Below are 25,437 nucleotides of genomic sequence, written 5' to 3' on the forward strand. Positions count from 1 at the left end.
ATATTAATCTTTAGGGCTAATAGGAAAGGGATTGTTTATGACATTACAGCAAATGAAATACGTAATAGAAATTGCCGAAAGGGGCTCAATGAATGAGGCGGCAAGATATCTATTTATTTCACAACCAAGTTTATCAGAGAGTATTAAGGAACTTGAAAAGGAAATTGGAGTTAAGGTCTTTTCAAGAAGTAATAGAGGTATCGAGCTTACAACAGAAGGTAGAGAATTTATAGGCTATGCCAGACAAATTCTAGAACAATACTCTTTACTTGAAAATCATTATAATAATAAGACTGACAATGACAAGAAATTTTACGTATCAACACAACATTACACATTTGCTGTTGAAGCATTTTCTAGAACTATTAGAAATGCAGGTATTGATGAATATGATTTTGCTATTTATGAGACACGTACTCATGAAGTAATTAAGGATGTAAAGAATACTAGAAGTGAACTTGGGATTATCTATCTTAATGACTTTAATGAGAAGGTAATTAATGCTGATTTAAAGGAAAATAACCTTGTATTTAACGAGTTGTTTGAGTGTTCTACATATGTTTATTTAAGTGCGGATCATCCTTTATCTCAAAAAAAGAAGATATCCTTTAGAGAATTAGATGGTTATCCTTGTCTTTCTTTTGACCAGGGAGATAAGAATTCTTTTTATTATGCTGAGGAGGTACTAAGTACTTATCCATATAAGAAGATTATTCATGTAAATGATAGATCTACAGCGCTTAATATGATGACTTTATTAGATGCATATACATTATGTTCTGGTGTTATATGTGAAGAGCTTAATGGTGAAGGATATAAGGCTATTCCATTGGAATCAGAAGAAAAGATGAAAATAGGTTATATAAAAAGATCCGATAGCAAACTTAGTGATATTGCTAAGAAGTTCATAAAGGAACTTAAAAAATATGCTTAATGACTAATTATTAGTATTTGTTATATGCTTTTTGATGGTAGCAATCTATGGTTGCTACAAAGGCTTTAAGATATTAATTTATCTTAAGGCCTTTTTATTTTGCTTTTTTATAGTAAGTAATAATAAGCAAAAATTATCATGTGTAATAAAATTTGGATTTGCCATAGGTTTTTCTTATATCTGATTCTTAATTTTAAGAATTATACAGCTAAGATTTGCTGTGATAATATGTAATCAAGTTAAGGAAAGCTAAAGAAACTCATGAGGATCTTAACTAATATATAAAGTATTGAAAGGAGAATAAAAAATGAGCGATCATCAGTATAAATTTGAAACATTACAATTACATGTAGGACAGGAAAAGGCAGATCCGGTTACAGATGCAAGAGCAGTACCAATTTATCAGACAACATCATATGTATTTCACAGTGCACAGCATGCAGCTGATAGATTTAATTTAAGAGATTCAGGTAATATTTATGGTAGATTAACAAATTCTACACAAGGGGTTTTAGAAGACAGAGTAGCAGCACTTGAGGGAGGCGTTGCAGCACTTGCAGTATCAGCTGGTGCAGCAGCAGTTACATATTCACTTATAGCACTTGCAGGAGCAGGAGATAATATTGTAGCTCAGAATACAATTTATGGAGGAAGCTATAATTTACTTGATAATACTTTAAAGAATTACGGCATTAATACTAGCTTTGTAAATATTCATGATCATAGTGAAGTTGAAAATGCTATTACAGACAAGACTAAGGCTATTTTTATTGAAACACTTGGAAATCCAAATTCAGATATTCCAGATATAGATGCACTTGCTGTTATAGCACATAGACATAACATACCTTTAGTTATTGATAATACATTTGGCACACCATATCTTATTAGACCAATTGAACATGGCGCAGATATTGTTGTTCATTCTGCTACTAAGTTTATTGGTGGACATGGTACAACACTTGGTGGTGTTATTGTTGATAGTGGTAAGTTTGATTGGAAGGCTTCAGGTAAGTTCCCACAATTTACAGAGCCAAATGTAAGTTATAATGGAGTTTCATTTACAGATGCAGCAGGAGCGGCAGCTTATGTAACTTATATTAGAGCAATTTTACTTAGAGATACTGGAGCAACACTATCTCCAATTAGTGCTTGGATTTTATTGCAAGGTCTTGAAACACTTTCACTTAGACTTGATAGACATGTAGAGAATACTAAGAAGGTGGTTGAATTCTTATCAAATCATCCTTTAGTTGAAAGAGTAAATCATCCTTCATTAAAGAATCATCCTCAGCATGACCTTTATGAGAAATATTTCCCTAATGGAGGTGCTTCTATATTTACATTTGATATTAAGGGTGGTCAGAAGGAAGCCTATGCATTCATTGATGGCCTTAAGATTTTCTCATTACTTGCAAATGTAGCAGATGTAAAGAGTTTAGTAATTCATCCATATGATACAACTCATGCAGAATTAACAGAGGAACAGTTAGAAAAGGCTGGAATTTACCAGAGTACAATTAGATTATCAATCGGTACAGAACATATCGATGACATTTTATGGGATTTAGAGCAGGGATTTGAAGCTGTAGAGAAGTTAAATTCACAAGCAGAAAGGAAACTAGCCTAAAAGAAATATTATAAAGAATAGATGATTAATTTGCCATTATATTCATCTTCATTGATGTAATTATACAAAACCTTAAAAAGAGAAAGAAACGGGATTAGTTAAAAACTAGTCCCGTTTCTTGTTACATTTTCATTATTATTAACTTAAATTAGATGTTAAGTAAATCGCTGTAAACCTTAAGAGCACCCTCTGTTTCGTGAGCAAGTACCTTCTTAGCAAGAACCTTACCAAGCTGAACACCTTCCTGATCGAAGCTGTTGATGTTCCATACAAAGCCCTGGAACATAATCTTGTTCTCGAAGTGAGCAAGTAAAGCACCAAGTGCCTTTGGTGTAAGCTTATCACCAACGATAATGCTTGATGGACGGTTACCTGCGAAGTTTTTGTTAGCGTTGTCATCCTTCTTACCGCAAGCAAAGGCTACGATCTGAGCTGCAACGTTAGCGCAAAGCTTCTGCTGGCTTGTGCTACCCTGAATATCAACATCAGTTTCAAGCTGGTTGTTTCTAAAGCCGATGAACTGAAGTGGTACAATATCAGTTCCTTGATGTAATAACTGATAGAAGGAATGCTGTCCGTTAGTTCCTGGTTCACCAAAGATTACAGGACCAGTCTTATAATTAATTGCTTCACCAAATCTATTAACTGACTTACCATTAGATTCCATATCAAGCTGCTGTAAATGAGCTGGGAAACGGCTTAAAGCCTGTGAGTATGGTAAAACAGTTGTACAAGGATAACCAAGTACATTTCTTTCATAAACACCAATTAAAGCATCAAGCATAGCTGGGTTCTTTAATAATTCCTTATTCTTAGATAAAACGTCTTCTTCTGCTGCACCAGCAAGGAAATCTGCAAATACTTCTGGGCCAAAGGCAAGAGAAAGTACTGCGCCACCTACTGAAGATGTTGAAGAGAAACGACCACCAATATAATCATCCATAAAGAATGCAGCTAAGTAATCAGAGGACTTAGCAAGTGGAGATGTCTGGCTTGTTACAGCTATCATATGCTTAGAAGCATCAAGGCCAGCCTTCTTTAAGGCATCCTTAACAAATGATTCGTTAGTTAATGTCTCAAGTGTTGTACCTGACTTAGAAACTAATACGAAAAGTGAATGAGCAACATCGATTGAGTTAAGAACTGCTGCTGCATCATCAGGATCTACGTTACTAATAAATTTAGCTTCCATCTTAAATGCGTTGTTCTTCTTAGCCCAGTTCTCAAGTGCAAGATACATAGCACGAGGACCAAGGTCAGATCCACCGATACCAATCTGAACTACTGTTGTAAACTTCTCGCCTGCTGCATTAGTGATTTCGCCTGCGTGAACCTTATTAGCAAATTCAGCGATTCTAGCCTGCTCATTAGCATAGAATTCTCTCTTATTAACGCCATCAGCCATAACATCATTACCTAACTGACCACGTGTTAACTGGTGAAGAACTAATCTCTTCTCGCCTGTATTAACAACTTCACCATTATATAATGCTTCATACTTATCAACTAACTGAGCTTCATCTGCTAACTTTGCTAAGCAATCTAAAACTTCTTCGTTAACCTGCTTAGAAGCATAATTATAGTTAAGACCAGCACCCATAGGAACTGTCATTTCCTTAACTCTTTTAGCACCATTTTCACCAGACATAACCTCAGTTAAGTCTACTTTTGCAACCTTAGTAAGTGCATTATATGCACCTAGAGTATCCATATTACTCCAATTAACCATATAAAACCTCCAAATTAGTAGCATTTAGCTAATTATTTTTATTCCATATAGCATGGAAATTTATAAATTGTTAAAAACACAACATAAGAAAATTATACTCCTTTTAGACTTCTGAAACAATATATAAAGTTCAATTGACTTGATTTATCTAGATGTTCTACAATTATTCTAGTTTACTTAGTCAGCTAAAAAATTGGGCTAAGATTATAAACTTTAGGAGGAAATTTTAAGTGAAATTTGTAATTCAGGTAGTAACAGATGCAAATGTAAAAGTAGAGGGAAAGACAGTGGGAGAAATCGGCAAAGGCTTTCTTGTTTTAGTAGGCGTAGGTCAGGAGGACACTAAGGAAGTGGCAGATAAGATGATTAAGAAACTTATTGGAATGCGCATTTTTTCAGATGAAAACGGAAAGACAAATCTAGCCCTAAAGGATGTTAATGGTGAATTACTTCTTATTTCGCAGTTCACTCTTTACGCAGATTGCAAGAAGGGCAACAGACCTAACTTCCTAAATGCAGGTAAGCCAGAAATGGCCAATGAACTTTATGAATACATCATTAGCGAGTGCAAAAGATATGTCCCAGTAGTAGAGAAGGGCGTATTTGGCGCAGAGATGATGGTATCTTTAACTAACGATGGTCCTTTTACAATTATTCTAGATTCTAGAGATTTGTAAAAATAAGACATAAATCAAAATACATTTATAAAGGAGCAAGGAAAATGAACTTTGAAAAATATCAGGATTTCATTATGGAAAAGACTCTTGAGCTTTTAAACATCAACTCTCCAACAGGTTATACTGAGGATGCTGCAAACTACTGTTTAGAGGAGTTTAGAAAGCTTGGCTTTGAGGCTAAATTAACTAATAAAGGTGGCGTATTAGTTAATATTGGCGGCAAAGATAAGGAAAATGGCCTTCTACTTGAGGCTCACACAGATACACTAGGGGGCATGGTTTCCTCTATTAAGTCTAGCGGACGTTTAGTGGTTACACCTCTTGGTGGCATGAATGCCAATAATGCTGAGACTGAAAATGTAACAGTTATCACTAAGTTTGATGGTGAGTACGAAGGTACTTTCCAGCTTAACAATGCAAGTATCCATGTAAATGGAGAATATAACGATACTAAAAGAACCTTTGATAGTTGCGAAGTAGTTCTTGATGAAGATGTAAAGTCAGAAGAGGACACTAAAAAGCTTGGTATTAGCGTTGGTGATATTGTTTGCTTTGAACCTAATGCTAGAATCACTAAGTCTGGCTATATTAAGAGTAGATTCCTTGACGATAAGTTAAGCGTTGGTATTCTACTTGGCTTTGCAAAATATATCGCAGACAATAAGATTACACCAGAGCGTGCAATTTATATTCATATTACTGTATTTGAGGAAGTAGGCCACGGTGGTTGTGCTTCTGTTCCAGAGGGAGTTACTGAGGCTATTTCTGTAGATATGGGTTGTGTAGGTGAAGGCCTTACATGTACTGAAAAGCAGGTTTCAATCTGTGCTAAGGATAGCGGTGGACCTTACGCTTTCTCAATTGTTAAGGGTCTTATTGAGGCTGCCAAGAAAGCAGGGGCTGATTATGCAGTAGATGTTTATCCTCACTATGGTTCAGATGTTGAGGCAACTTTATCTGCTGGTTATGACATTAAGCATGGCCTTATTGGTGCAGGGGTTTATGCTTCCCATGGCTATGAGAGAAGTCATAAGGAAGGTGCCCTTAATACAATGAAATTATTGGTGGCTTATGCAGATTTATAATTTATAAGTTAATTAGATCTTTAATTTTGGTTAGATTGTATTTTTACAAAAAACGGACACGGTAAAAATTGAAAAAAAACGACATTTTTTTTTAGAAAGCCGTTTTTAAATTGAATATGCTTTGTTATACAACAATAAAAAAGGAAGTTCTAACTAGTGGGGTTAACCTCATTAGTTTGGACTTCCTTTAAGTATTCTCATTAAGTTTAAAAAGCTCTTAGTCTAGGCCAAGCTTTCCTTCTTCATCCATCATACGGCTCATCTCTTCGATTCGCTCAAGTGGGAAAGGTGGGTTAGCGATAGGCTTCATAGCAATTGACATAAGCTTCATTGGATTGTCATCTGCTGCGATTCTGTTAGAGCTTAGGGCACCACAAGTCTTGCAACGGTGGATAATAGCCCACTCGCCATTCTTTCTTACCCAAACACCGATTGGCTCCATAACTCCGCCACAATCAGCTTCTCTATCACCTGGTTCGATATCAAGGTGCTTACTTGAAAGACAGTAAGGGCAGTGATTTCTGTGATCACTACTTGCACCATCTGGTTTTATTGTTCTTCCGCAAACATCGCATGTGAAAGTCTCTTCACAGGCATGATCTTTATAATAACCTTTTTTCATATTATCTCCTTGTTTTTAGATATATTAATAGTTATATTAATAATTAAGTAAAGTAATGCTAACATAAGAAAATAAAAAAGGCAAGTTAGGGAAAAGCCGTCCATATTTTTGTGCCTTATGGGCTATTATACATTTTCAAAATTAGTTAAATACTAGTTTAAAATCTTTGTTTCATACTTTATCTTGTTAGCCTGAAGTAGGTTAGCAAGTGTAAGAGCTGCACCAGCGATACTAAAGATATAGTTAAGTATAAGGTCGCTGTTGTAAGCGCTAGCAAACTCTGAGCTTAAATCCTTCATCTGTGGAATATATGAAAATGCATCAAAGAAGTTTACATCACTAAAGGTTCTAACGAGCCAAATTGCGTAATTAATCTGAACTGAGAAATAAATCATAGCACACATAATTACAAAGCAAATTACAATTCCAATCCAAGAAATCTTCTTAGCGAATTTATGATATAGACTAAAGGTTGCATAACCCATTACGATACCTGAAATTACGGCAACATAGTTTAACTGTCCAATAATTACGATACAAAGTACACCCACTAAAGAACCTAAGATACCACCAATAATACCGGCAGCGAAGTTTTCCTTAATTGAATGTTCGTACTGCTGTGCCTGTGAGAAATTCTTGCTGATATCGTTATAACTAATGCTATCTAAAATGTGGAAGTTGCCGGCAATTACTGCTGCAACGAGGTTTTCTGTTCTACCACTAATTTCATCACAAGGGATGTAATTCTGGCTTTGAAGATAATTTACCACATAAGCAATACTATTGCAGATGTTCTGAACTAGTGCTTCCATCTTTCCGTTTGGTACAAAGCTAATAGTTAAAAGGCAGTTCTGAATAGTTGCATTACAGAAATGCTTTCTTGTGTTGCTATTAATTGTATTAATTAATTCTGTGATATTAGCCGAATTAAGAGTTGTATTAGTGGATGGATTAAAAGCAGTAATTCTAAATTCAACTTTAGTTGCTGCACCATAACTTGAAAGTGTATTTACAATAATTGTATATCCGTTATAGTTTCCACTTGAAAAATATCCTGATGGATCTAGATTAAGACCTAATGTATTGGCTACATTAGTCATGAGCTTTTTAGTATTAGCCATTCTATAACCTCCATTTTTTGAAAAAGTTCCCATAGATTGTATCATTATGAAAACTTTCGGTCAAATAGAAATAATGATTATATAAATGGCTAATATAAAAAGTAATGATTTGAAAGAACTAAATGTTATGTAAAGTTTACGGTTTCATGCTGCTTTCAATGATGCTTGCTTCAATCATTTCAAAGCAATGCATTTTAAAAACGATTAAGTCTTTCTCTGAAAGCATAGTGTTTTTAAGAGCACATACCTCTGATTCACTCTTGTTAAGTCTAGTCTTTGAAAACTTTAGCTTTTCTAGAGTCTTAATAAATATAACAAGTAGTGTTACACATATTAAAGACAAGCCTATGATAATGACAAACTTAAAAGGTGAATTGTAACAATTGTAAATAACTACAGCCGAAAGTAATAGGCAGATTGTAAATATAAATCCTGCCACAATAGATTTGCTAAGACTCTCCCTCAACTCAATTCTTACATCTTCTAGCATTTCATTAGCTTGGGCTACGAATTCATCTCTAACATCGGCTGCTGTTAACGAGAGAATCTGACGCTTTTTGGCCTCAAGCTCCTCAGCGGAATAACCGCTATAATCTTCGTTTAATAATGCCATATTATCCCCCAGTTTTTCACAAAAAAATACTTCTAAAGTTATTATATGTTATTTTCTCTGGTATAGTAAAGCGACTATAAAAATAGTTATAATTCTATTAGTATTATTGGAAATTTATATAGTACATTTTCTGTAAAAACTGTGACTTTTTTACTATAATTAGAAGGTAAATGTGACTATTTACTTATAAGTAATCAAATAATAATCACATAAAATTTTGATTAGTTAATGCAGTAGGAGGAAAAAATGGGCTTAAATAATGAGGAAAAGGAAAGATATCAAAGACAAATACTATTAAAAGAGATTGGAAATGAAGGGCAGGAGAAGTTAAAAAACTCATCGTGTTTAGTGATTGGGGCAGGAGGCCTTGGTTCTCCGGTGTGCTTTTACCTAGCCGCAGTGGGAATTGGCCACATAGGTGTCATGGATGGGGATAGACTAGAGCCTTCAAATCTTAATCGTCAGATTATTCATAAAACTAAGGATTTAGGGGAGCTTAAGGCGGCTTCTGCAAGGGAGAAGATGTTAGAGCTAAACCCTAATATTAAGGTGACTGCCTATTGTGAATTTTTAACTTATGAAAATGCAGACGAAATCCTAAAGGACTACGACTTTGTAGTAGATGCTACTGATAACTTTAAGGCTAAATTTCTTATAAATGAGGTGTGCGTTAGAAACAATAAGGCCTTTGTCTATGCCGGAATTTCAAACTTTAAGGGGCAGTTAATGACCGTATTACCACATAAAAGTCCCTGCCTTAAATGCATTTTCACAGATGAAGCCTTATCAGAGGAAAATAACGCCGTGGAGCGAAAGGCAACCATCGGGGCAATTGTTGGTGTTATTGCTAGTTTAGAAAGCCTTGAGGCTATTAAGTATCTTCTTGGAATTGGCGAACTTCTTACTGGGAAAATGTTAATAGTAGATGGACTTAGCATGAATATTAGAAAGGTGACTATGCCAGAAAGAAACGAACATTGTGAGAGCTGTGGGGCTTAATGTCATTGTAAAGCGGGGGATTGCTTACACTGCGTTCAAAATAATAAAAAAGGGAATCTGCCGGTTTAAAAACTTAAGCGGATTCCCTTTAATAATCTTCTTATTTCGTTTTAAACTATCTATGAATTCTTAGCCTATCTTAGTTAAAGAATGACTTATAACCGTCAAAGATAAATCTTGTAATGTTATCTGCAAGATGTTCCTTTGTAACATCACCTGGGTGATCAAACCACTTGATAATAGGGTTAAATACAATTGAACAAATGCAAACGCTTAAGAATTCAGGATCATGAACATTAGCTGTTTCGCTTAAAGACTTTGCAATCTTATAAGTGAATCTAAGTTTGATCTTATGCTGTAATCTAACATCGTCAACATAGTTAAAAATTGAGTTTAAATCACTTTGACGTGATTCAATGATATTGATTAATTGAATAATTGCTTGACGTGTTTCAACCTTATCTTTCGGAATTGCTGTAAGTTGATCGAATAATTCGTTGAATTGGTCTAGAATATAATCTTCAACTGCATCAATTAAATCTGGAATGTTTTTGTAGTGAGCATAAAAAGTTCCCCTACTAATGTTTGCTCTTTCTAGAATGTCGTTGACTGTAATCGTCTTTGTGTGTGGCTCCTGAATTAACTCATAAGTCGCTGTGATTAAAGCTTTCTTTGTTCTGATAACATCGCGTCGTTCAGCCATAAAAATCTCCTTTTTTGTTTATTCCCATATTTGTGCATAAAGCTATACATCTATACTCTGATAGTATAACATTATATACAAAAAGTAAAGCAAAATCTAAACATTTACTTTATATTGTCTTTTTGTTTTAATAAATACAAGGACAGAGTTGTATTATACAACTTTATTTTAGATTATCAAGTTATTAGGAGTAAGAAATGAATAGAAAAAATCTAGTTAACTATATACTTGCAGTTTTAGTTATAACATTTATGGTATTCTTATCAGAACTTTTAGGAGAAAAAGAAATAATATTCCCAGAACTGGCTGCTCTATCAGTGGGAAGCCTTGTGTTAGCTGCTCTTCCATGGGTTGTGGATGGAAAACGTATGATTTTATACATTTCCCTTTCTGCTGTATGTGGTGTATTGATAGTATTGTTTTTACCAGGTCCTATATATTTTCAGATGATAGTAGCTTATGCCCTAAGTCAGGTGATTTTCCTATTATCAAGAACTACAATGGCCCCAATGATTTCAGCAATAGTGCTCCCTGTTATGCTTCAAACTAGAGGCTATGTCTACATTTTAGCTGCCATTAGCCTTACAAGCTTGATTGTATTTATCAGATGGATTTTAGTAAAAAAGGGACTTAAACTAAATGTGGTTTATAAGCCAGCGGACAGCCTAAATAAGGACAATATAGTCCTTGTCCTTGAAAGAATTATAGTGGTTAGCTTGCTTATGCTAATCTTTATTCCTAAGGATTTAAAGTTTATGCTAGCCCCTCCACTACTTGTGGCCTTTACTGAGTTTACAAGGAAGGGAAATAAAGCTCTTAAAGCCCCCGTTAAGGCAGTGCTATTAATTACACTTTGTGCCACAACAGGCATGGTCTTCCGTTTTATATTAACAGTTAAGGCAGGTCTTCCTCTAACTTTAGTTGCAGCTCTAGTGGCTAGCGTAACATTTTTAATAATGAGATATATGAAAATGTATCTTCCGCCGGCAGCAGCCATGGGGGTTTTAGCGCTTCTAATACCGGAAGAAAAATTACCTGTATACCCCCTTCAAGTAGTAGTAGGAATCACATGTTTAATGCTTTTTGCAAAGTTAATAGATAAGTTTAGATATTTATTTAGAAAAAAGTAAAATTATTCGTGCAATATATTAATTTTTTTGGTAAAATATATCTTAGAGAGAGGTCCTTTAAAGACCTCATATAAAAGGTAGCCGCAAGTACCTAAGTAAAGCCTTGAAATTAAGCTAAATTAGCTTAGTTTTACAGACCTTATTTAGAGGATTTGTAGCTGCTTTTTTTATTTTGTGAACAAATAAATATGCGTTTAGAGAAAACGTAAAAAAATTCCGTTTAAGGGGGTTATTTATGTCAGAGAAGAATGAAACAAATGTAAGTATTTTAAATTCATTAGCTTTTAAGCTATCTGTTGTAGCTTTTATAATTGCTGGTGTATTAATCTCAGTGCAGATGTATTTTGCCATTACAAGTTCAAGAAATACTATGGAAGATACATATTACAAATATGCACAGAATCTGGCTGAAACAGCTGCGACTGCCCTAAATATTCAGATGGAAACGCTAGCACCTGAGTATGGTTTAGAAGCAAATGAAGAAGGTGCAGCAACAATTGAAGCCTACATTACAAAATGGGCTGAGACAAGTCCATCTGAGCATGCATCTACAATTGCAGAGCGTTTTGAGGATTCTCTAGGTTCTGTTTCCCTTGAGGGTATTGATACAAGTTATACTTACCTTTCAAGTCAAAATGCAATTATGGTTTATCATCCAGAGAAAGATAGAATTGGTACAGCTGTTACAAATGATGCTATTAATGCTATTTGTAAAAAGTTACAGGCAGGTGCTAGCACAAGCTCAATCGGTAATGGTGTTGTAACTTACACAGCTGATGGCTATAAGAAATTCGCAGGTTATGCCTTTACTAATGGTGGCAATATCGTAGTTGTTCTTGGTGAATTTTCACAGGTAATGAAGCCTATTGATGATTTACAGAATTACCTATTAATCTTCTTAATCGTAGGTATTATTATTATGGCTATTATCCTTTATGTGGTTATTAGATTATTCCTTAACCCATTAAGAGTGGTAACTGAAAAACTTAATAAGACAGCAAGATTTGACTTTACAACAGATGAGAATGACAATAGTGAAAAGCTTGGCAAGCGTAAAGATGAAATTGGCGTAATTGCTAGAGCGGCCAATGAAATGATTGAGCATCTTACAAGTATTGTTGTTAATATTAGCGATGCAGGTGAAAAGATTAATAGTAACGTTTTGGAGCTTCGTAATAGTACGGATGAGGTTAATAATAAATGTACCGATAACTCTGCAACTAGTGAAGAGCTTGCAGCAGCTATGCAGGAGACTTCTTCAACTGCTGAGACAATTGCTCAAAATGTTGTGGAGATGCAGGGCGAGGCAAAGAATATTGACAAGTTAGCAGACTCTGGCGTTGGCTTATCTGAAGAGATTATGGATAGAGCTGATAAGTTAAAGGTTAGCACAGATCAGGCTACTAATAAGACTAAGTCAATGTACTCATCTGTTAAGGCTAAGGCAGATGAAGCTATTGAAAGCTCAAAAGCTGTGGATAAAGTAAATGAACTTACAGACACTATTATGGCTATTTCTTCACAGACTGGCTTGCTTGCATTAAATGCTTCTATTGAAGCTGCTAGAGCGGGTGAAGCTGGTAAGGGCTTTGCAGTTGTTGCTACAGAAATTGGTAGTCTTGCAGACCAGACAAGTGATGCAGTAGGAAACATCAATGGCATCATTGGTGATGTAAATAAGTCAGTTAATAAGATGAGCGAGTGCTTAGAAGAAATCAATGGCTTCCTTGAGCAGACAGTACTTAGTGACTATGCTCAATTTGCAGAAGTAAGTGGGCAGTACTACAGTGATGCTAATAGCTTTAAGGAGAGCATGATTGATATTAAGAACTCTCTATCAGAGCTTGGTGGTTCTATCGATATGGTTACAGAATCTGTTTCAACGATTTCTACAACAGTTGAAGAGGCAGCAAGAGGCGTTACTGACATTGCTGAAAAGACAACTGAAATTGTTCAGGAAACAAGCGGCAACTTAAATATGGTTGACGAATGTGAAGGCTATGTTGAAGAGCTTGAGGAAATCGTTCATAGATTTAAGATTGACGAGCAGTAAAATTTATCAAAAAAATGAATACTGTTTTGTAATTGAAAATAATTAATCAAAAGACCCATATTTTACAAATGTGGGTCTTTTTTTTAGACCTCATTTAAGATAAAATATTGCTTAGCTATAAATTTTGAATACCAAGTAGATAATATATAGAGATACATTTTCAAAAAGAAAAGGATAGGAAATTATGAGTAAGAAGTTATTAGATAAGATTTATAAAGGCCATAAGTTACAGGATAAATATGGCAAGGAGTTTTATGAGGAGGCTAAGGAAATTTTAGAGCATCCAATCGTTTTACAGATGAAGCAGTTTAATCATCACAGTCAGACAAGTTGCTATCAGCACTGCGTACATGTGGCTTATTATTGTTACAAGCTGGCGAAGATTCTTGGTTGGGATGAGAAGGCTTTAATGAAGGGCGGATTGCTTCACGATTTATTCCTTTATGACTGGCATGATTACACACCGGGAAAGAATGAAAGATTACACGGTTTTGAGCATCCCAATAAGGCTCTTTATAATGCTCATAAGTATTTTAAGCTTACAAGAAAAGAAGGGGATATTATTGTAAAGCACATGTTCCCACTTACTTTAACTCTTCCTACTTACAAGGAAAGTTACGTAATTATTATGGTGGATAAATTTGTTACCTCTTGCGAAGTTTTAGATAGATTCTTTAAAACTAAAAAAAGAATACTTAACCAGAAAGCTAGATAATACTGAACTTTTTGGATACAGGAAACTTAAATTATCTTTACGGGTATATTAATTCATGTTATAATATTTTACATTGTGATATATTAAAATATTTTCACAACTATAAAATAAAAATATTGGAGGATTACAATATGAAATTTTGTCCAAATTGCGGCAAGCAGCTTCAGGATAACGAAGTTTGTACATGCCAGCAGACATCAAATGTAGCTCAGGGACAAGCACAGACAGCTAATGCAGGTCAGGCTCAGTTCAATCAGGCACAGTTTAATCAGGGTCAGCCACAGTACCAAGGTCAGCCACAATACCAGGGTCAGCCACAATACCAGCAGCCACAGTATCAGGCTCCAAAGCCAATGAACCCAGCTGTTGCAGCAGTACTTGCATTCTTTACACAGGTATTTACAAAGCCTTTCGATGCAGTTGTTAATTATCTTCGTTCAAACTCAGTAGCTGCAGCATACATCATGCTTACAGTATCTGTTGTATTATGCTTTATTAATAACATTTTAAGTGAATTAGAATCAGTTATTGCTTATAGCACTCCTTTTTACAATCGTGAATTCCAGTGGGCTACAGTAGGTAGAAACTCTGGTATTGATTTACTTCAGATTTATGCTTATGCTTCACTTGCAGCATTAGTTTTTGTACTACTTACAAACTATTTTGATAAGAAGAACAACAATAGAATCAGCTTTACACAGGGTATTTTATTATTCTCAATTGCTGGTATTATCTCAGATCTTATCGGTGTTTGTGCTAACTTAATTGACTTAATCAATGTTGAGTTCTTTACAAAACTTGCAAGCTTAGTTAATAAGTTCTCTTATGGTTTTGAAATTATCGTTGTTGTAACACTTGCAACACTCCTTGTTAAGGATAAGAACAAGTTACCACTTGTTTATGCATTAGCAGCAACAGCAGGTGCATTTGCATCAATGATCATCAACATTTTATTTACATTATAAGATGACTAGAATTTAATAGTGAATTTAGGCGAGACCCCAGTGGTCTCGCTTTTTTTATGGATTTATTATATAATGACAAAAGATGGGGTGAAGAGGGCTTATGTAAGCCCATAAAAAGATTTATGTCTTTAGGAGGTTTAAGATGACATATTTAGACAGCGAACAAAACAAACAATTTTTAGGGAACGGCAGGGAGAATGCTAAAGGTGAAAGCCTAGAAACATTTTTAAATAATTATGATCCAACTAAGTATCAAAGTCCTTGTAATACGGTGGACACTTTGGTTTTTACTTATATTGAAGAAGATGGACATAAGAAAATCAACAGATTGCTTCTTATTAAGCGCGGCAATCATCCAAGTATTGGTATGTGGGCTCTTCCAGGCGGCTTTGTAGATTTTAAGGAAGACTTAAAGGCAGCAGCTATTAGAGAATTAAAGGAAGAGACAGGAATTAGTGATATCGACGCAATTCAGCTTAAATCCTATGGAAAGTATGATAGAGATCCAAGAACAAGAATTATTACAACAGCCTTTGTTACTTTGATTCCAGAAGGTTCTCAGAAGGCTGAGGCAGACGATGATGCCAGTGATGCAGCATGGTTTGATATTAATTTAGTGGATATTTCTGAAAATGTTACAAGACTTACTTTAACTTCAAAGGAAAAGGAAGAAGTCATTGCAGCAGATATTGAAAAGGCTTATGTAAATATAGCTGGAATTGTGGGAAAAGAATATAAGACGATTGAAAAAATCGGACTTGCAGCAGATCATGGGGAAATTATTTTAGAGGCCTATGAGATGATTAAATCTGCACTATAATACATTTTATTTTGAGGTATTAGATATGAAAAAACAGACATGGAGAGCAGGAAATATGTTATATCCTGTGCCTGCAGTAATGGTTTCTTGTAAGAGAGGAAATGAAAAACCTAATATTATTACAGTAGCTTGGGCAGGAACTGTATGTTCAGACCCAGCTATGGTTTCAATTTCTGTTAGAAAATCAAGATATAGCCATGACATCATTAAGGAAAGTGGCGAATTTGTGGTAAATCTTACAACTAAGAAGCTAGCTAGAGCTACAGATTTTTGTGGAGTACGTTCTGGTAGAGACATGGATAAGTTTAAGGAAATGCATCTTACAGAATATAAGTCTACACAGATTAAGGTACCAGGCATTATGGAAAGTCCTGTAAACATTGAGTGTAAGCTTAAGCAGGTGATTGAGCTTGGTACTCATGACATGTTCTTAGCAGAAGTAGTAGCGGTAAATGTTAACGAAGATTTGCTTGATGAAAAGGGAACTCTTCACTTAGAAAAGGCTGAGCTTATTGCCTATGCACACGGTCAGTATTATGGTTTAGGCCAGCATATTGGTAAGTTTGGCTATTCTGTAAAAAAGAAGAAATAATTACATAGAGTTTACATTTTCGGGCTTTTTTGGTAATATTTAATTTGTTACAAAAATATTACATTTTTATGTATTTGATTTAGAGGTAGGATTACAGTTATGCATATAACTAGATATGGAAGAGGAATCAAGAAGGCAGCTATTATTATTACAGCACTTACAGGATTCATAGTTGCATTTTCAATTCCTTTTTATACAAAAAGTATGCTTGACACTAAAGTAGGATATTATTCAATTTCCATTAATGGAGTTACAGTAGGGGCTGCTAACTCAGTAAACGATGTTAATGAGGCTTTAGCCAATGCAAGAAAGAAGCTTTCAGCTCAGTATAGTAGTGATGTTTATATGAATCCTGATATTGAGATTGTAGAGGAAACTAGAGCGATTGCTAATAGATCAAGCGTAGATGAATTAAGCGATGATATATATAGTTATCTTTTTGATAACGTCTTAGAGGTAGAGAGAAATTTCGATTATACATTAAGAGTAGATGATTACACAGTTACACTTTCAAGTTTAGAAGAAGTAGAGGATGTACTTAATCAGATAGTAGAACAGTACGACACTCTTTCACAATATAAGGTTACAATCGCATCTTCAGAAAAGATTGATAGCGGATATGTAGTTAACCTAGAGAAGAAATCAGAGTCAAATCAGTCAAGTGATATTGTTGCCGCAGCTATTGGTGGCGACGGAACAACCGTTAATGAAGCAACAGACGTTACTAATGGCGGTATTACAGCAATTGAATTTAAGGAAAATGTATCTATTATTGCAGTTCCAGAAGGAATTGAAGCTACAGCTTCTGTAGAGGATGCGTTAAGCCAGTTAACAGAAGAAAAGACAGTTAATGAAAGCTATATTGTAGCTGAAGATGAAGATCTAGAATTTATTGCAAGTAAATACGGGGTTACAGTGGATGACTTAGTTAAATTAAACCCATTAATTAATGCTAATACAATATTAGTTGAGGGTGACATTATTACAGTTCCAGCTAAGGAGACAATCCTTACTGTAGTAACAACTAAGCAGTTATCTTTCCAACAGGAATATGATGTAAGCCCAGAATATACAGATGACGATAGCTTATCAAAGTATAATAATGTTGTTACAAGTGAGGGAACAACAGGCCAGAGATACACTGAAGCCAATATTGTTTACTACAACAACACAGAGATGACAAGATCTTATGTGACAGTTGGCATGTATGTTACAACAGAGGCTACACCAGCTAGTATTTCTGTTGGTACTTTATCATCATCAAGCTTTACAAGACCACTTGCCACATCCGTTGGAACTTATAAGTCAGGCTTATTTGATGATGGTTCTTTAAATGGAGTTATTTGGAGCGTTGATAGCGGCACGAATGTATTAGCAGCTAATGACGGTACAGTAACAAAGGCTAGATGGTATTCAGACTATGGTTACGTAGTTGAGATTAAGCATAGTGATGGAACAATTACAAGATATGGTTATTTATCAGAGCTTAATGTTTCTGAAGGAGATACAGTAACTAAGGGTAGTGTAATTGCTAAGACAGGTAATAGTGGAGCAGCAAGTGATAATGAACTTCTATTTGAAATATGGAAGAGCGGAGTTTCATTAAATCCATTAGATTACGTTAATAAAAATTAAATATGACATCAGGTTAAAGCGTGAAGTTACAAGCTTTTGTAGTTTCACGCTTTTTTAAAGTGGAGGTGCTAACCTTTACAAAATTAATTCTTGTGATATAATTCTTTAGGATTATTAAAAAGATAATTTGATATGTAACTAGGGATTGAAGGCAAAGGCCAAGAAATAAAGAGGTTTATAAATGGAACAGTTTGTTGTTAAAGGTGGATCACCACTAAATGGTAGTGTGTCTATTGGTGGTGCTAAGAATGCAGCTCTTGGAATTTTAGCTGCAGCAATTATGAGTGATGAGACAGTTACAATAGAGAACGTACCTAATGTTAGAGATACAAGAGTACTTTTACAGGCAATTCAGGGGATTGGTGCAAAGGTTAAATATTTAGATAACAATACAGTAGAAATTAATGGCTCAACTATTAATGATGTAGTTGTAGATTATGATTATATTAAGAAGATTAGAGCTTCTTATTACTTACTTGGAGCATTACTTGGAAAGAAGCATGAGTCTAATGTTGCACTTCCAGGTGGCTGTAATATTGGTTCAAGACCTATTGATCAGCATTTAAAGGGCTTTAGAGCACTTGGTGCTAAGGACGATATTGATAAGGGTATGGTTCATGTTAAGGCTGAGCACTTAGTAGGAGCTCATATTTATTTTGACGTGGTTACAGTAGGTGCCACAATTAATCTTATGATGGCTGCTTGTATGGCAGAGGGTTCTACAATTTTAGAGAACGCTGCTAAGGAGCCACACGTAGTTGATGTTGCCAACTTCTTAAACGCTATGGGCGCTAATATTAAGGGTGCTGGTACTGATGTAATTAGAATTAAGGGTGTTGAAAGCTTACACGGCTGCACATACTCTATTATTCCAGATCAGATTGAAGCTGGTACATTTATGATGGCAGCAGCTACAACACATGGTGATATTACAGTTTGTGATGTTATTCCTAAGCATTTAGAGTCTATTTCAGCTAAGTTACTTGAAATGGGCTGTACAATTATAGAAGGTGATGACTCAGTTAGAGTTATTGCTACAGATAGAACACTTAAGGCTACTAATGTTAAGACATTACCATATCCAGGCTTCCCAACAGATATGCAGCCACAGATGGCAATTGCATTAGCTGTTGCAGAAGGTAACAGTATGGTAACTGAAAGCATTTTCGAGAACAGATTTAAGTACGTTGATGAATTAGCTAGAATGGGTGCTAAGATTAAGGTTGAAGGCAACACAGCTTACATCGAAGGTATTGAGAAGTTCTCTGGTGCAGATGTTAGTGCTCCTGATTTAAGAGCTGGTGCAGCACTTGTAGTAGCTGCTTTATCAGCAGATGGTTTCTCAGTAATTGATGATATTGAATATATTCAGAGAGGTTATGAGAGCTTCGAGAAGAAGTTAACTAGCCTTGGTGGTAATATTGAGAAAGTTGATAACGAGAGAGATTTACAGAAATTTAAGCTAAAAATTGGATAAAATTCATTTTTTGCCAGTAATTAATGTGATAGTATAGTTATATCAACTTATAAGGAGTGGAAGATATGGAGAAGAAGGTTACACAGGATATGATTATCGCTGATATCATTGCCCAGAATCCATTAGCAGTTGATGCTTTAATGGAATGCGGTATGGGTTGTATTACATGCCCAGCTTCACAGGGTGAATCTTTAGCAGAAGCTAGTCAGGTTCATGGCTTAGATCCAGAGGACGTTGAGGCTTATGTTAATCGTTATTTAGAATTAGTTCAGCCATAATTAATACATGAGTGAATTTAGAGTGTTGCCCATAAGGGTGGCACTCTTTTTTTGAAAGGAATTCTATGACAAGTAATGAAATATTAAAATCTGTTTTCGGTTATGAAGAATTTAGAAGTGGACAAAAAGAAATAATAGATGAGATATTAGCAAAGAAAGATTGTCTTGGAATTATGCCAACGGGCGCTGGTAAGTCCATTTGCTATCAGGTACCAGCCCTACAACTTCCCGGTATAACAATAGTTATTTCGCCCCTTATATCTTTAATGAAGGACCAGGTCTTTGCCCTTAATCAGGCAGGTATTCATGCGGCCTACATTAACAGTTCCCTTACAGAAAGACAGATTTCTATGGCCTTTGATAATGCTTGCAGAGGTCAGTATAAAATTATATATATAGCGCCGGAAAGACTAGATACTAAGCGCTTTTTCGAGCTTATTCACGCAGTGGATATTTCCATGGTGGCAGTCGATGAGGCCCACTGTATTTCTCAGTGGGGACAGGACTTTAGACCGGCATATCTAAATATCGTAAAGTTTGTAAATATGCTTGAGAGAAGACCGGTTATTGCTGCATTTACAGCAACTGCCACAAAGGAAGTTAAGGAAGATATTATTAAGATTTTAGGTCTAAATAATCCGCAAGTTTTTATAACTAGTTTTGATAGACCAAATCTATACTTTAGAGTGAAGCACGTGACAAGTAAGCCTGTAGAGGCCCTTAGATACTGCTTAGAACATAGAGATGAATGCGGTATTGTCTACTGTGCAACTAGGAAAAATGTAGACGAGATATGTGATTTACTCAATAGTAAGGGCATTCCTGCAACCAGATATCATGCGGGTTTGACAAACAAGGAACGTAGCAAGAATCAGGACGATTTCATATATGATAGGGTTAAAGTTGTGGTGGCAACTAACGCCTTTGGTATGGGTATTGATAAGTCCGATGTAAGATATGTCCTTCACTATAACATGCCACAGTCTATGGAAAATTATTATCAGGAGGCAGGTAGAGCAGGCCGAGACGGAGAAGAGTCAGAGTGCTTATTACTTTATAATCCTCAGGATATTATTATTAACAGATTCCTAATTGAGAATAAGGAAGCTAAGGATGATATAGATATTGAAACTCAAAAGGAAATTGCTAGACGAGATAGTAAGCGATTACAGGTTATGATTGATTACTGTAATACTACAGCTTGTCTTCGTACTTTTATTTTACAGTATTTCGGGGAGCAGGCAGACTATAAGGATAGCAGAGCTAATTCCATGACCGCCTGTGGACATTGTTGCAATTGCTGTAATGAAGTGGATTTTGTGGATGTGACAAATGAAGCTAGTAAGCTAGTGGACTGCGTCTATGAACTAGGAGAAAGATTTGGCCAGGGCATGGTTATATCTGTTCTTCGAGGGGATGACAACGACAGAATTATTAGAATGGGACTTAATGAATTATCCTCTTTTGCAAGCCTAGCAAGTCTATCTGAACGCTCTTTAAAGGACATTATAAATGAACTTATAAGACAGGAAGTTCTAGTAAAGACCGCAGGTCAGTATCCACTTCTTCAAATGGGACCAAGACGAAAGGTCTTTGATAATGGTGACATTAAGATTAGTATTCGTGATGAAGGCAAAGATAGCAGCTTTAAGAGAGAACTTACAAGGTCTAGAAAGCGTAGTCTAAGCTCTATGTCAGAGTCTGATTTCTCGGGCGGCAGAGCAGGTTCTAGCTATGGAGCTTTTGGAGCTGGCTATGGCTCGTCAAGCTATGGATATTCTGACTACGGAGATGACTATTCTTATGGCAGCGCAGGAGCTAAGGGGCGTAAACGTGGACCTGCAGGAATTAGTAGAGATTACTATACTTCTGCAAGTAAGATAAATCTAAGCCCTGAGGCAGAAGAGCTACTTGCCAACTTAAAACAAGTTAGAAAGAGCATTGCGGCTAGAGAGAAGATGCCAGCCTACATCATATTTGGTGATAAGACTTTGATGCAAATGTGTATCTATCGACCAACAAGCTACGAGGAAATGCTTGGTATCTCAGGTGTTGGTGAGAATAAGAATAAAAAATACGGTCTTGAATTTGCTAGAGAAATAGCAAAATTTGATGGCAAAAAGATAGATGATAGTGACTGGGATTTGTAAAATAGCTTTAGTAAGCGAGTCTAAAGGCTAAGAAGGCTTCATATACATATATAGTAATAATGTATAATATTGACAAAGGTTTCTTTAGAAACTAAAATTTAATTAGAAGTTATTGAACGTAATTTTTAATAAAGAGGCCAGTATGAGTGAATTTGAAGCAAGAATTAGATCGCTTATTTTACGAATTATATTAGTTGCTATTATATTTGATGTAATAAGCAATATTGGATTAACAATTTATTATATAGTTACAGATGATTTAGGTTCGGAAATATCTGTGTATTTGTCGGAACGCATTATAATGCCAACTGCAATTAATGTGCTTGCCCTAATTGCGGCGAAGCGTTTTAATGACTCTAAGAAAGAAACAGCTAAGTCAAAATATTGGGCATGTGCTATGGCCTTTGCAACAGTAGTGGGCTCTTTAGCAGTTTTCCAATGCTATTTTCCATGCCTTTGGACAGGACCAGCAATAGCCATGATCTTTTGTAGCATTTTCCATGACTTTAAATTAATAAGGGTAATGTTTATCTACAGTATGGGCATTATTGCCTTGGCCTATGTCTTTGTGGTGGGGGACTATCCTGAGAATATGTCCTTTTACATGCAGTGCGCTATAGTTAGTGCCATAATTACAGTGATTGCATTTTTATTAGCAAACGCCATGGAGGAATATGCAAGAAATGTGGCAAAGCTTAATAGGGAAAATCTTGAAAAAGAGATAGAGCTTAAAAGAAAACTAGATTTTGACCCTTTAACAGAGGTACATTCAAGAGGTTATATGGATTTGCGCGGCGAGGAGATGCTTAAAAATGCTGATAGATTTAATCCAGTAACTGTTGCTATAATAGACATTGATGATTTTAAACAAATTAATGATAAATATGGACATGAAAATGGAGACAAGGTTTTAAGGACTTTGGGCCTTCTCTTAAACAGTCTTATTGATGAGAGACATACAATCGTTGGCAGATACGGCGGCGAGGAGTTCTTATTTATTTTTGAAGGTGGCAACATAAACGAGCATGAGGCATTACTTGATGCCCTAAGAGAGAGTTTTTCTCTTATAAATTATGCTTTTATGGGGCCAACTAATAACTCTTGTTCCTTTAGTGGCGGTATCACTGTGACCTATGAAAGACAGCATTTAGATGAGGTCTTTAAGGTGGCAGATGAGGCACTTTACATTGCTAAGGGCAAGGGGAAAAATAACATAGTTAGGAAGTAAAGGTTAAGTTTATGAAGAATTACAAAATGACTGTATGCTATGACGGTAGTAGATTTTACGGATGGGAGCACCAGCCAGATATAGAGATGACAATTCAGGGAAAGCTTGAGTCGGTTTTAAAGGAAATGCTAGGCCAGGAAGTAGAGGTTATTGGTTGTGGTAGGACCGATGCAGGAGTTCATGCTAAGGCATACATTTGCAATGTCCACATGGAAACTGAAATGTCAGAGAAGGAAATCAGGGATTATATGAATCACTATCTACCTGATGATATTGGGGTTAATGAGGTGAAGGTGGCTTCGGATAGATTCCACGCTAGATATAATGCCATGGGTAAAACTTACCAGTATGCTTGTTATATCGGGGATAAGAAGCCTGTATTTGATAGAAAATATGTCACAGTCCTTGAGGGCAAAATTAACGTCGAGGCTATAAAAAAGGCCGCAAGTTACTTAGTTGGAGAACATGATTTTAAGTCTTTTTGTGGAAACCCAAAGATGAAGAAGTCCACAGTTCGAGAGATTTATTCTATAGATGTTACATGTAGAAATGGCTATATGTATCTAACATATCATGGAAAGGGATTTTTACAGTATATGGTAAGAATTCTTTCAGGTACCCTAATTGAGGTAGGAGAGGGAAAGAGAAGCCCAGAGTCTATTATAGATTTGATTGAGGCAAAGGATAGAAGCCTTGCTGGACCAACCGCTCCTGCAAAGGGATTAACTCTATTAAAAGTTCACTATGCCAAATAGAAGAAACAAAACTTGTTATAGATATCAAAAATTCAATCTTTTATGGAAATTTATGCCTATATAATGTAAAATAAAGGTTGTTTATCTCATTTGCAGATAAATATGAGTTTAGTTGGAGTCGCAATTTCTAACTAGACAAGACTTGATAATATAGGGAGGTTTTTTACAAGATGACCCAGAAAACTAAAGTGGCCAACGTGTTTTTCAGAATAGTGATTTTTCTTGGCCTTATCGCATCAATTGTAGGAATTGTTGAGATGTGCTTGATTGCACTAAAAGAGAATTATTCAACTAATACCGCTGTAATTTATTATGGCATGGCGAATAATCTATTTATTTGGACAATTGCCTTCATGGTTCTTACAGGAATTTCAGTTTTAGCTTTTATTATGAATTTTGTTTCACATAAGGCAGTGGGTACCCTTTCTTATGTATTAAGAACAATTTTTATCTTTGTTGAAGCTTTAATTAACATTATTTTATGCACTGTAGCTTATGTATTTAACGTAGTTGCCGCAGTACTTCTTGGATATTTACCAGTAGAGAAAGTTTATGAAGTTAATTCATATATTGACGATGTAGATAAGCTTGAAATCTTAGTTGCAATCCTTGTATGTGCAACAATTGCAGCTTTTATCTTTTATTTGATTTTAAGTGTTACATCGATTGTTTCACTTCATAAGATGAATAATAAGCTTTTTGAAAATGCATCACAGCCACAACAGAAGAATTACACAGCACAGGCAACTGAAGAAGTGACTTTAGAGGAAGTTGTTGAGACTCCAGTAGAGCAGGTAAAGCCTACAACTGAGACAGTAGCTCCAGTAGCTCAGACAGAGCCTACAGCTCCAAGTCAGGATTTTTCAGGATTTAATAATAACTAAAATTAAAGAGCAGGAATAATCCTGCTCTTATGTTCTTTATAGCAGATTAGGAGGCTTATGGATAAGGTATATAGAAAAAGACAACTTGCATTTAGCATAGTTCTTTTACTTGGAGAACTAACAGGAATTAGATCTGTCATTTATATGTTAACATTTATTGGAAATTATAAGGATTTATCAGATGCTTCAGCTTTTGAAATGGGAGCTTCAGTGGGACTAAATTATATGCTTTTTTCAGTGCTTATAACTATAAGCTTCATTTTAAGTATTAGAGCTAAAGCGGCAGTTAAGCATATGGAGTATCTTAGCCGTAACATTGATATGGTCATTGCAGTAATAATTACAAGTTCATCTTCAGTGGCAGTGCTTATTGTCATGATGCTTGGCTATGCAAGATATATGGGCGATATGGATATGCTTGCAAGAATTTATGAGTCAGAAGAAGTTAAGTTACTTATCTCAAATCCGCAGGAGTTCTACATTTACATGATTGCAGTAGCAATTATTTTACCACTAGCAATTAAGTCGATTTTTGACATTATAAATTACTTTAGAACTAGAAAAATAGAAGATTAAGAGATTAGAAGATAAATATAGAAGAAAAGAAGAAGTAAAAGATTATTGAAAATGAGGAAGTAAGTG

At 35.4% G+C, this 25,437-nt stretch carries 24 protein-coding genes; 19 read left to right on the top strand and 5 right to left on the bottom strand.

The features are described from left to right. Positions 1 to 37 precede the first annotated feature (37 nt). Positions 38 to 934 carry a LysR family transcriptional regulator gene (locus G600_RS0109435; protein ID WP_027431715.1) on the top strand — a complete coding sequence of 299 codons (897 nt, stop codon included), beginning with the start codon at positions 38 to 40 and terminating at the stop codon, positions 932 to 934. Positions 935 to 1,241: 307 nt separating this feature from the next. Beyond that, positions 1,242 to 2,564: an O-acetylhomoserine aminocarboxypropyltransferase/cysteine synthase family protein gene (locus G600_RS0109440; RefSeq protein ID WP_027431716.1), complete on the top strand. Its 1,323-nt coding sequence runs from the start codon at positions 1,242 to 1,244 to the stop codon at positions 2,562 to 2,564. A 148-nt stretch (positions 2,565 to 2,712) separates the two neighbouring features. Here the strand turns inward: G600_RS0109440 and G600_RS0109445 are convergent, their stop codons facing one another. Then, the gene (locus tag G600_RS0109445) at positions 2,713 to 4,293 is read right to left on the bottom strand and encodes a glucose-6-phosphate isomerase (protein ID WP_027431717.1); all 1,581 of its coding nucleotides are present in this window, start codon (positions 4,291 to 4,293) and stop codon (positions 2,713 to 2,715) included. 230 nt (positions 4,294 to 4,523) lie between these two features. On the opposite strand from G600_RS0109445, the gene dtd reads away from it, so the two are divergent. Beyond that, positions 4,524 to 4,970, top strand: coding sequence for a D-aminoacyl-tRNA deacylase (dtd, locus tag G600_RS0109450; RefSeq protein ID WP_027431718.1), 447 nt, complete (start codon positions 4,524 to 4,526; stop codon positions 4,968 to 4,970). Between the two features lie 44 nt (positions 4,971 to 5,014). Further along, a complete protein-coding gene (locus G600_RS0109455) occupies positions 5,015 to 6,055 on the top strand; it encodes a M42 family metallopeptidase (protein ID WP_027431719.1) in 1,041 nt (346 codons plus the stop codon). A gap of 217 nt (positions 6,056 to 6,272) precedes the next feature. On the opposite strand, the gene G600_RS0109460 is transcribed toward G600_RS0109455, so the two are convergent. The 3 genes from G600_RS0109460 to G600_RS0109470 all read right to left on the bottom strand — a co-directional run bounded on the left by G600_RS0109460 (position 6,273) and on the right by G600_RS0109470 (position 8,411). Continuing rightward, positions 6,273 to 6,677, bottom strand: coding sequence for an RNHCP domain-containing protein (locus G600_RS0109460; RefSeq protein ID WP_027431720.1), 405 nt, complete (start codon positions 6,675 to 6,677; stop codon positions 6,273 to 6,275). Between the two features lie 152 nt (positions 6,678 to 6,829). Beyond that, on the bottom strand, positions 6,830 to 7,798 hold the full coding sequence (locus G600_RS15840; RefSeq protein ID WP_027431721.1) for a hypothetical protein: 969 nt from the start codon (positions 7,796 to 7,798) through the stop codon (positions 6,830 to 6,832). A 136-nt stretch (positions 7,799 to 7,934) separates the two neighbouring features. Then, the gene (locus G600_RS0109470; protein ID WP_027431722.1) at positions 7,935 to 8,411 is read right to left on the bottom strand and encodes an MFS transporter; all 477 of its coding nucleotides are present in this window, start codon (positions 8,409 to 8,411) and stop codon (positions 7,935 to 7,937) included. 246 nt (positions 8,412 to 8,657) lie between these two features. On the opposite strand from G600_RS0109470, the gene G600_RS14320 reads away from it, so the two are divergent. Beyond that, on the top strand, positions 8,658 to 9,410 hold the full coding sequence (locus tag G600_RS14320) for a HesA/MoeB/ThiF family protein (protein ID WP_051195466.1): 753 nt from the start codon (positions 8,658 to 8,660) through the stop codon (positions 9,408 to 9,410). A 139-nt stretch (positions 9,411 to 9,549) separates the two neighbouring features. Here G600_RS14320 and G600_RS15140 read toward each other — a convergent pair whose 3' ends face one another. Continuing rightward, positions 9,550 to 10,113: a TetR/AcrR family transcriptional regulator gene (locus G600_RS15140; RefSeq protein ID WP_027431723.1), complete on the bottom strand. Its 564-nt coding sequence runs from the start codon at positions 10,111 to 10,113 to the stop codon at positions 9,550 to 9,552. Positions 10,114 to 10,310: 197 nt separating this feature from the next. Here G600_RS15140 and G600_RS0109485 point away from each other — a divergent pair, with 197 nt between their 5' ends. From G600_RS0109485 to G600_RS0109550, 14 genes are all read left to right on the top strand, one after another. After that, positions 10,311 to 11,243: a hypothetical protein gene (locus G600_RS0109485; RefSeq protein ID WP_027431724.1), complete on the top strand. Its 933-nt coding sequence runs from the start codon at positions 10,311 to 10,313 to the stop codon at positions 11,241 to 11,243. Positions 11,244 to 11,478: 235 nt separating this feature from the next. After that, positions 11,479 to 13,296: a methyl-accepting chemotaxis protein gene (locus tag G600_RS14330; RefSeq protein ID WP_051195467.1), complete on the top strand. Its 1,818-nt coding sequence runs from the start codon at positions 11,479 to 11,481 to the stop codon at positions 13,294 to 13,296. Between the two features lie 184 nt (positions 13,297 to 13,480). After that, positions 13,481 to 14,011, top strand: coding sequence for an HDIG domain-containing metalloprotein (locus tag G600_RS0109495; RefSeq protein WP_027431725.1), 531 nt, complete (start codon positions 13,481 to 13,483; stop codon positions 14,009 to 14,011). A 131-nt stretch (positions 14,012 to 14,142) separates the two neighbouring features. Beyond that, positions 14,143 to 14,976: a hypothetical protein gene (locus G600_RS14335; RefSeq protein ID WP_034246163.1), complete on the top strand. Its 834-nt coding sequence runs from the start codon at positions 14,143 to 14,145 to the stop codon at positions 14,974 to 14,976. Positions 14,977 to 15,118: 142 nt separating this feature from the next. Beyond that, entirely contained in the window at positions 15,119 to 15,796 is a 678-nt protein-coding gene (locus G600_RS0109505) for an NUDIX domain-containing protein (RefSeq protein ID WP_027431726.1), read from the top strand. 25 nt (positions 15,797 to 15,821) lie between these two features. After that, entirely contained in the window at positions 15,822 to 16,388 is a 567-nt protein-coding gene (locus tag G600_RS0109510; RefSeq protein ID WP_027431727.1) for a flavin reductase family protein, read from the top strand. Between the two features lie 99 nt (positions 16,389 to 16,487). Then, the gene (locus G600_RS0109515; RefSeq protein ID WP_027431728.1) at positions 16,488 to 18,023 is read left to right on the top strand and encodes a M23 family metallopeptidase; all 1,536 of its coding nucleotides are present in this window, start codon (positions 16,488 to 16,490) and stop codon (positions 18,021 to 18,023) included. Between the two features lie 181 nt (positions 18,024 to 18,204). Then, complete coding sequence (locus tag G600_RS0109520) at positions 18,205 to 19,500, top strand: UDP-N-acetylglucosamine 1-carboxyvinyltransferase (RefSeq protein ID WP_027431729.1); 1,296 nt, start codon at positions 18,205 to 18,207, stop codon at positions 19,498 to 19,500. 65 nt (positions 19,501 to 19,565) lie between these two features. Further along, positions 19,566 to 19,778 (top strand): DUF1858 domain-containing protein, encoded by a 213-nt coding sequence (locus G600_RS0109525; RefSeq protein ID WP_027431730.1) that lies wholly within the window; start codon positions 19,566 to 19,568, stop codon positions 19,776 to 19,778. A gap of 65 nt (positions 19,779 to 19,843) precedes the next feature. Then, positions 19,844 to 21,928: a RecQ family ATP-dependent DNA helicase gene (locus G600_RS14340; RefSeq protein ID WP_034246166.1), complete on the top strand. Its 2,085-nt coding sequence runs from the start codon at positions 19,844 to 19,846 to the stop codon at positions 21,926 to 21,928. Between the two features lie 142 nt (positions 21,929 to 22,070). Continuing rightward, entirely contained in the window at positions 22,071 to 23,156 is a 1,086-nt protein-coding gene (locus G600_RS0109535) for a GGDEF domain-containing protein (RefSeq protein WP_027431731.1), read from the top strand. An 11-nt stretch (positions 23,157 to 23,167) separates the two neighbouring features. Continuing rightward, entirely contained in the window at positions 23,168 to 23,911 is a 744-nt protein-coding gene (gene truA / locus G600_RS0109540) for a tRNA pseudouridine(38-40) synthase TruA (RefSeq protein WP_027431732.1), read from the top strand. A 170-nt stretch (positions 23,912 to 24,081) separates the two neighbouring features. Beyond that, a complete protein-coding gene (locus tag G600_RS0109545) occupies positions 24,082 to 24,795 on the top strand; it encodes a hypothetical protein (RefSeq protein WP_027431733.1) in 714 nt (237 codons plus the stop codon). 57 nt (positions 24,796 to 24,852) lie between these two features. Further along, positions 24,853 to 25,371, top strand: a complete 519-nt coding sequence (locus G600_RS0109550; protein ID WP_027431734.1) for a hypothetical protein — start codon at positions 24,853 to 24,855, stop codon at positions 25,369 to 25,371. Positions 25,372 to 25,437 lie beyond the last annotated feature (66 nt).

The organism is Lachnospira multipara ATCC 19207, from assembly GCF_000424105.1.
Taxonomy (GTDB): domain Bacteria; phylum Bacillota; class Clostridia; order Lachnospirales; family Lachnospiraceae; genus Lachnospira; species Lachnospira multipara.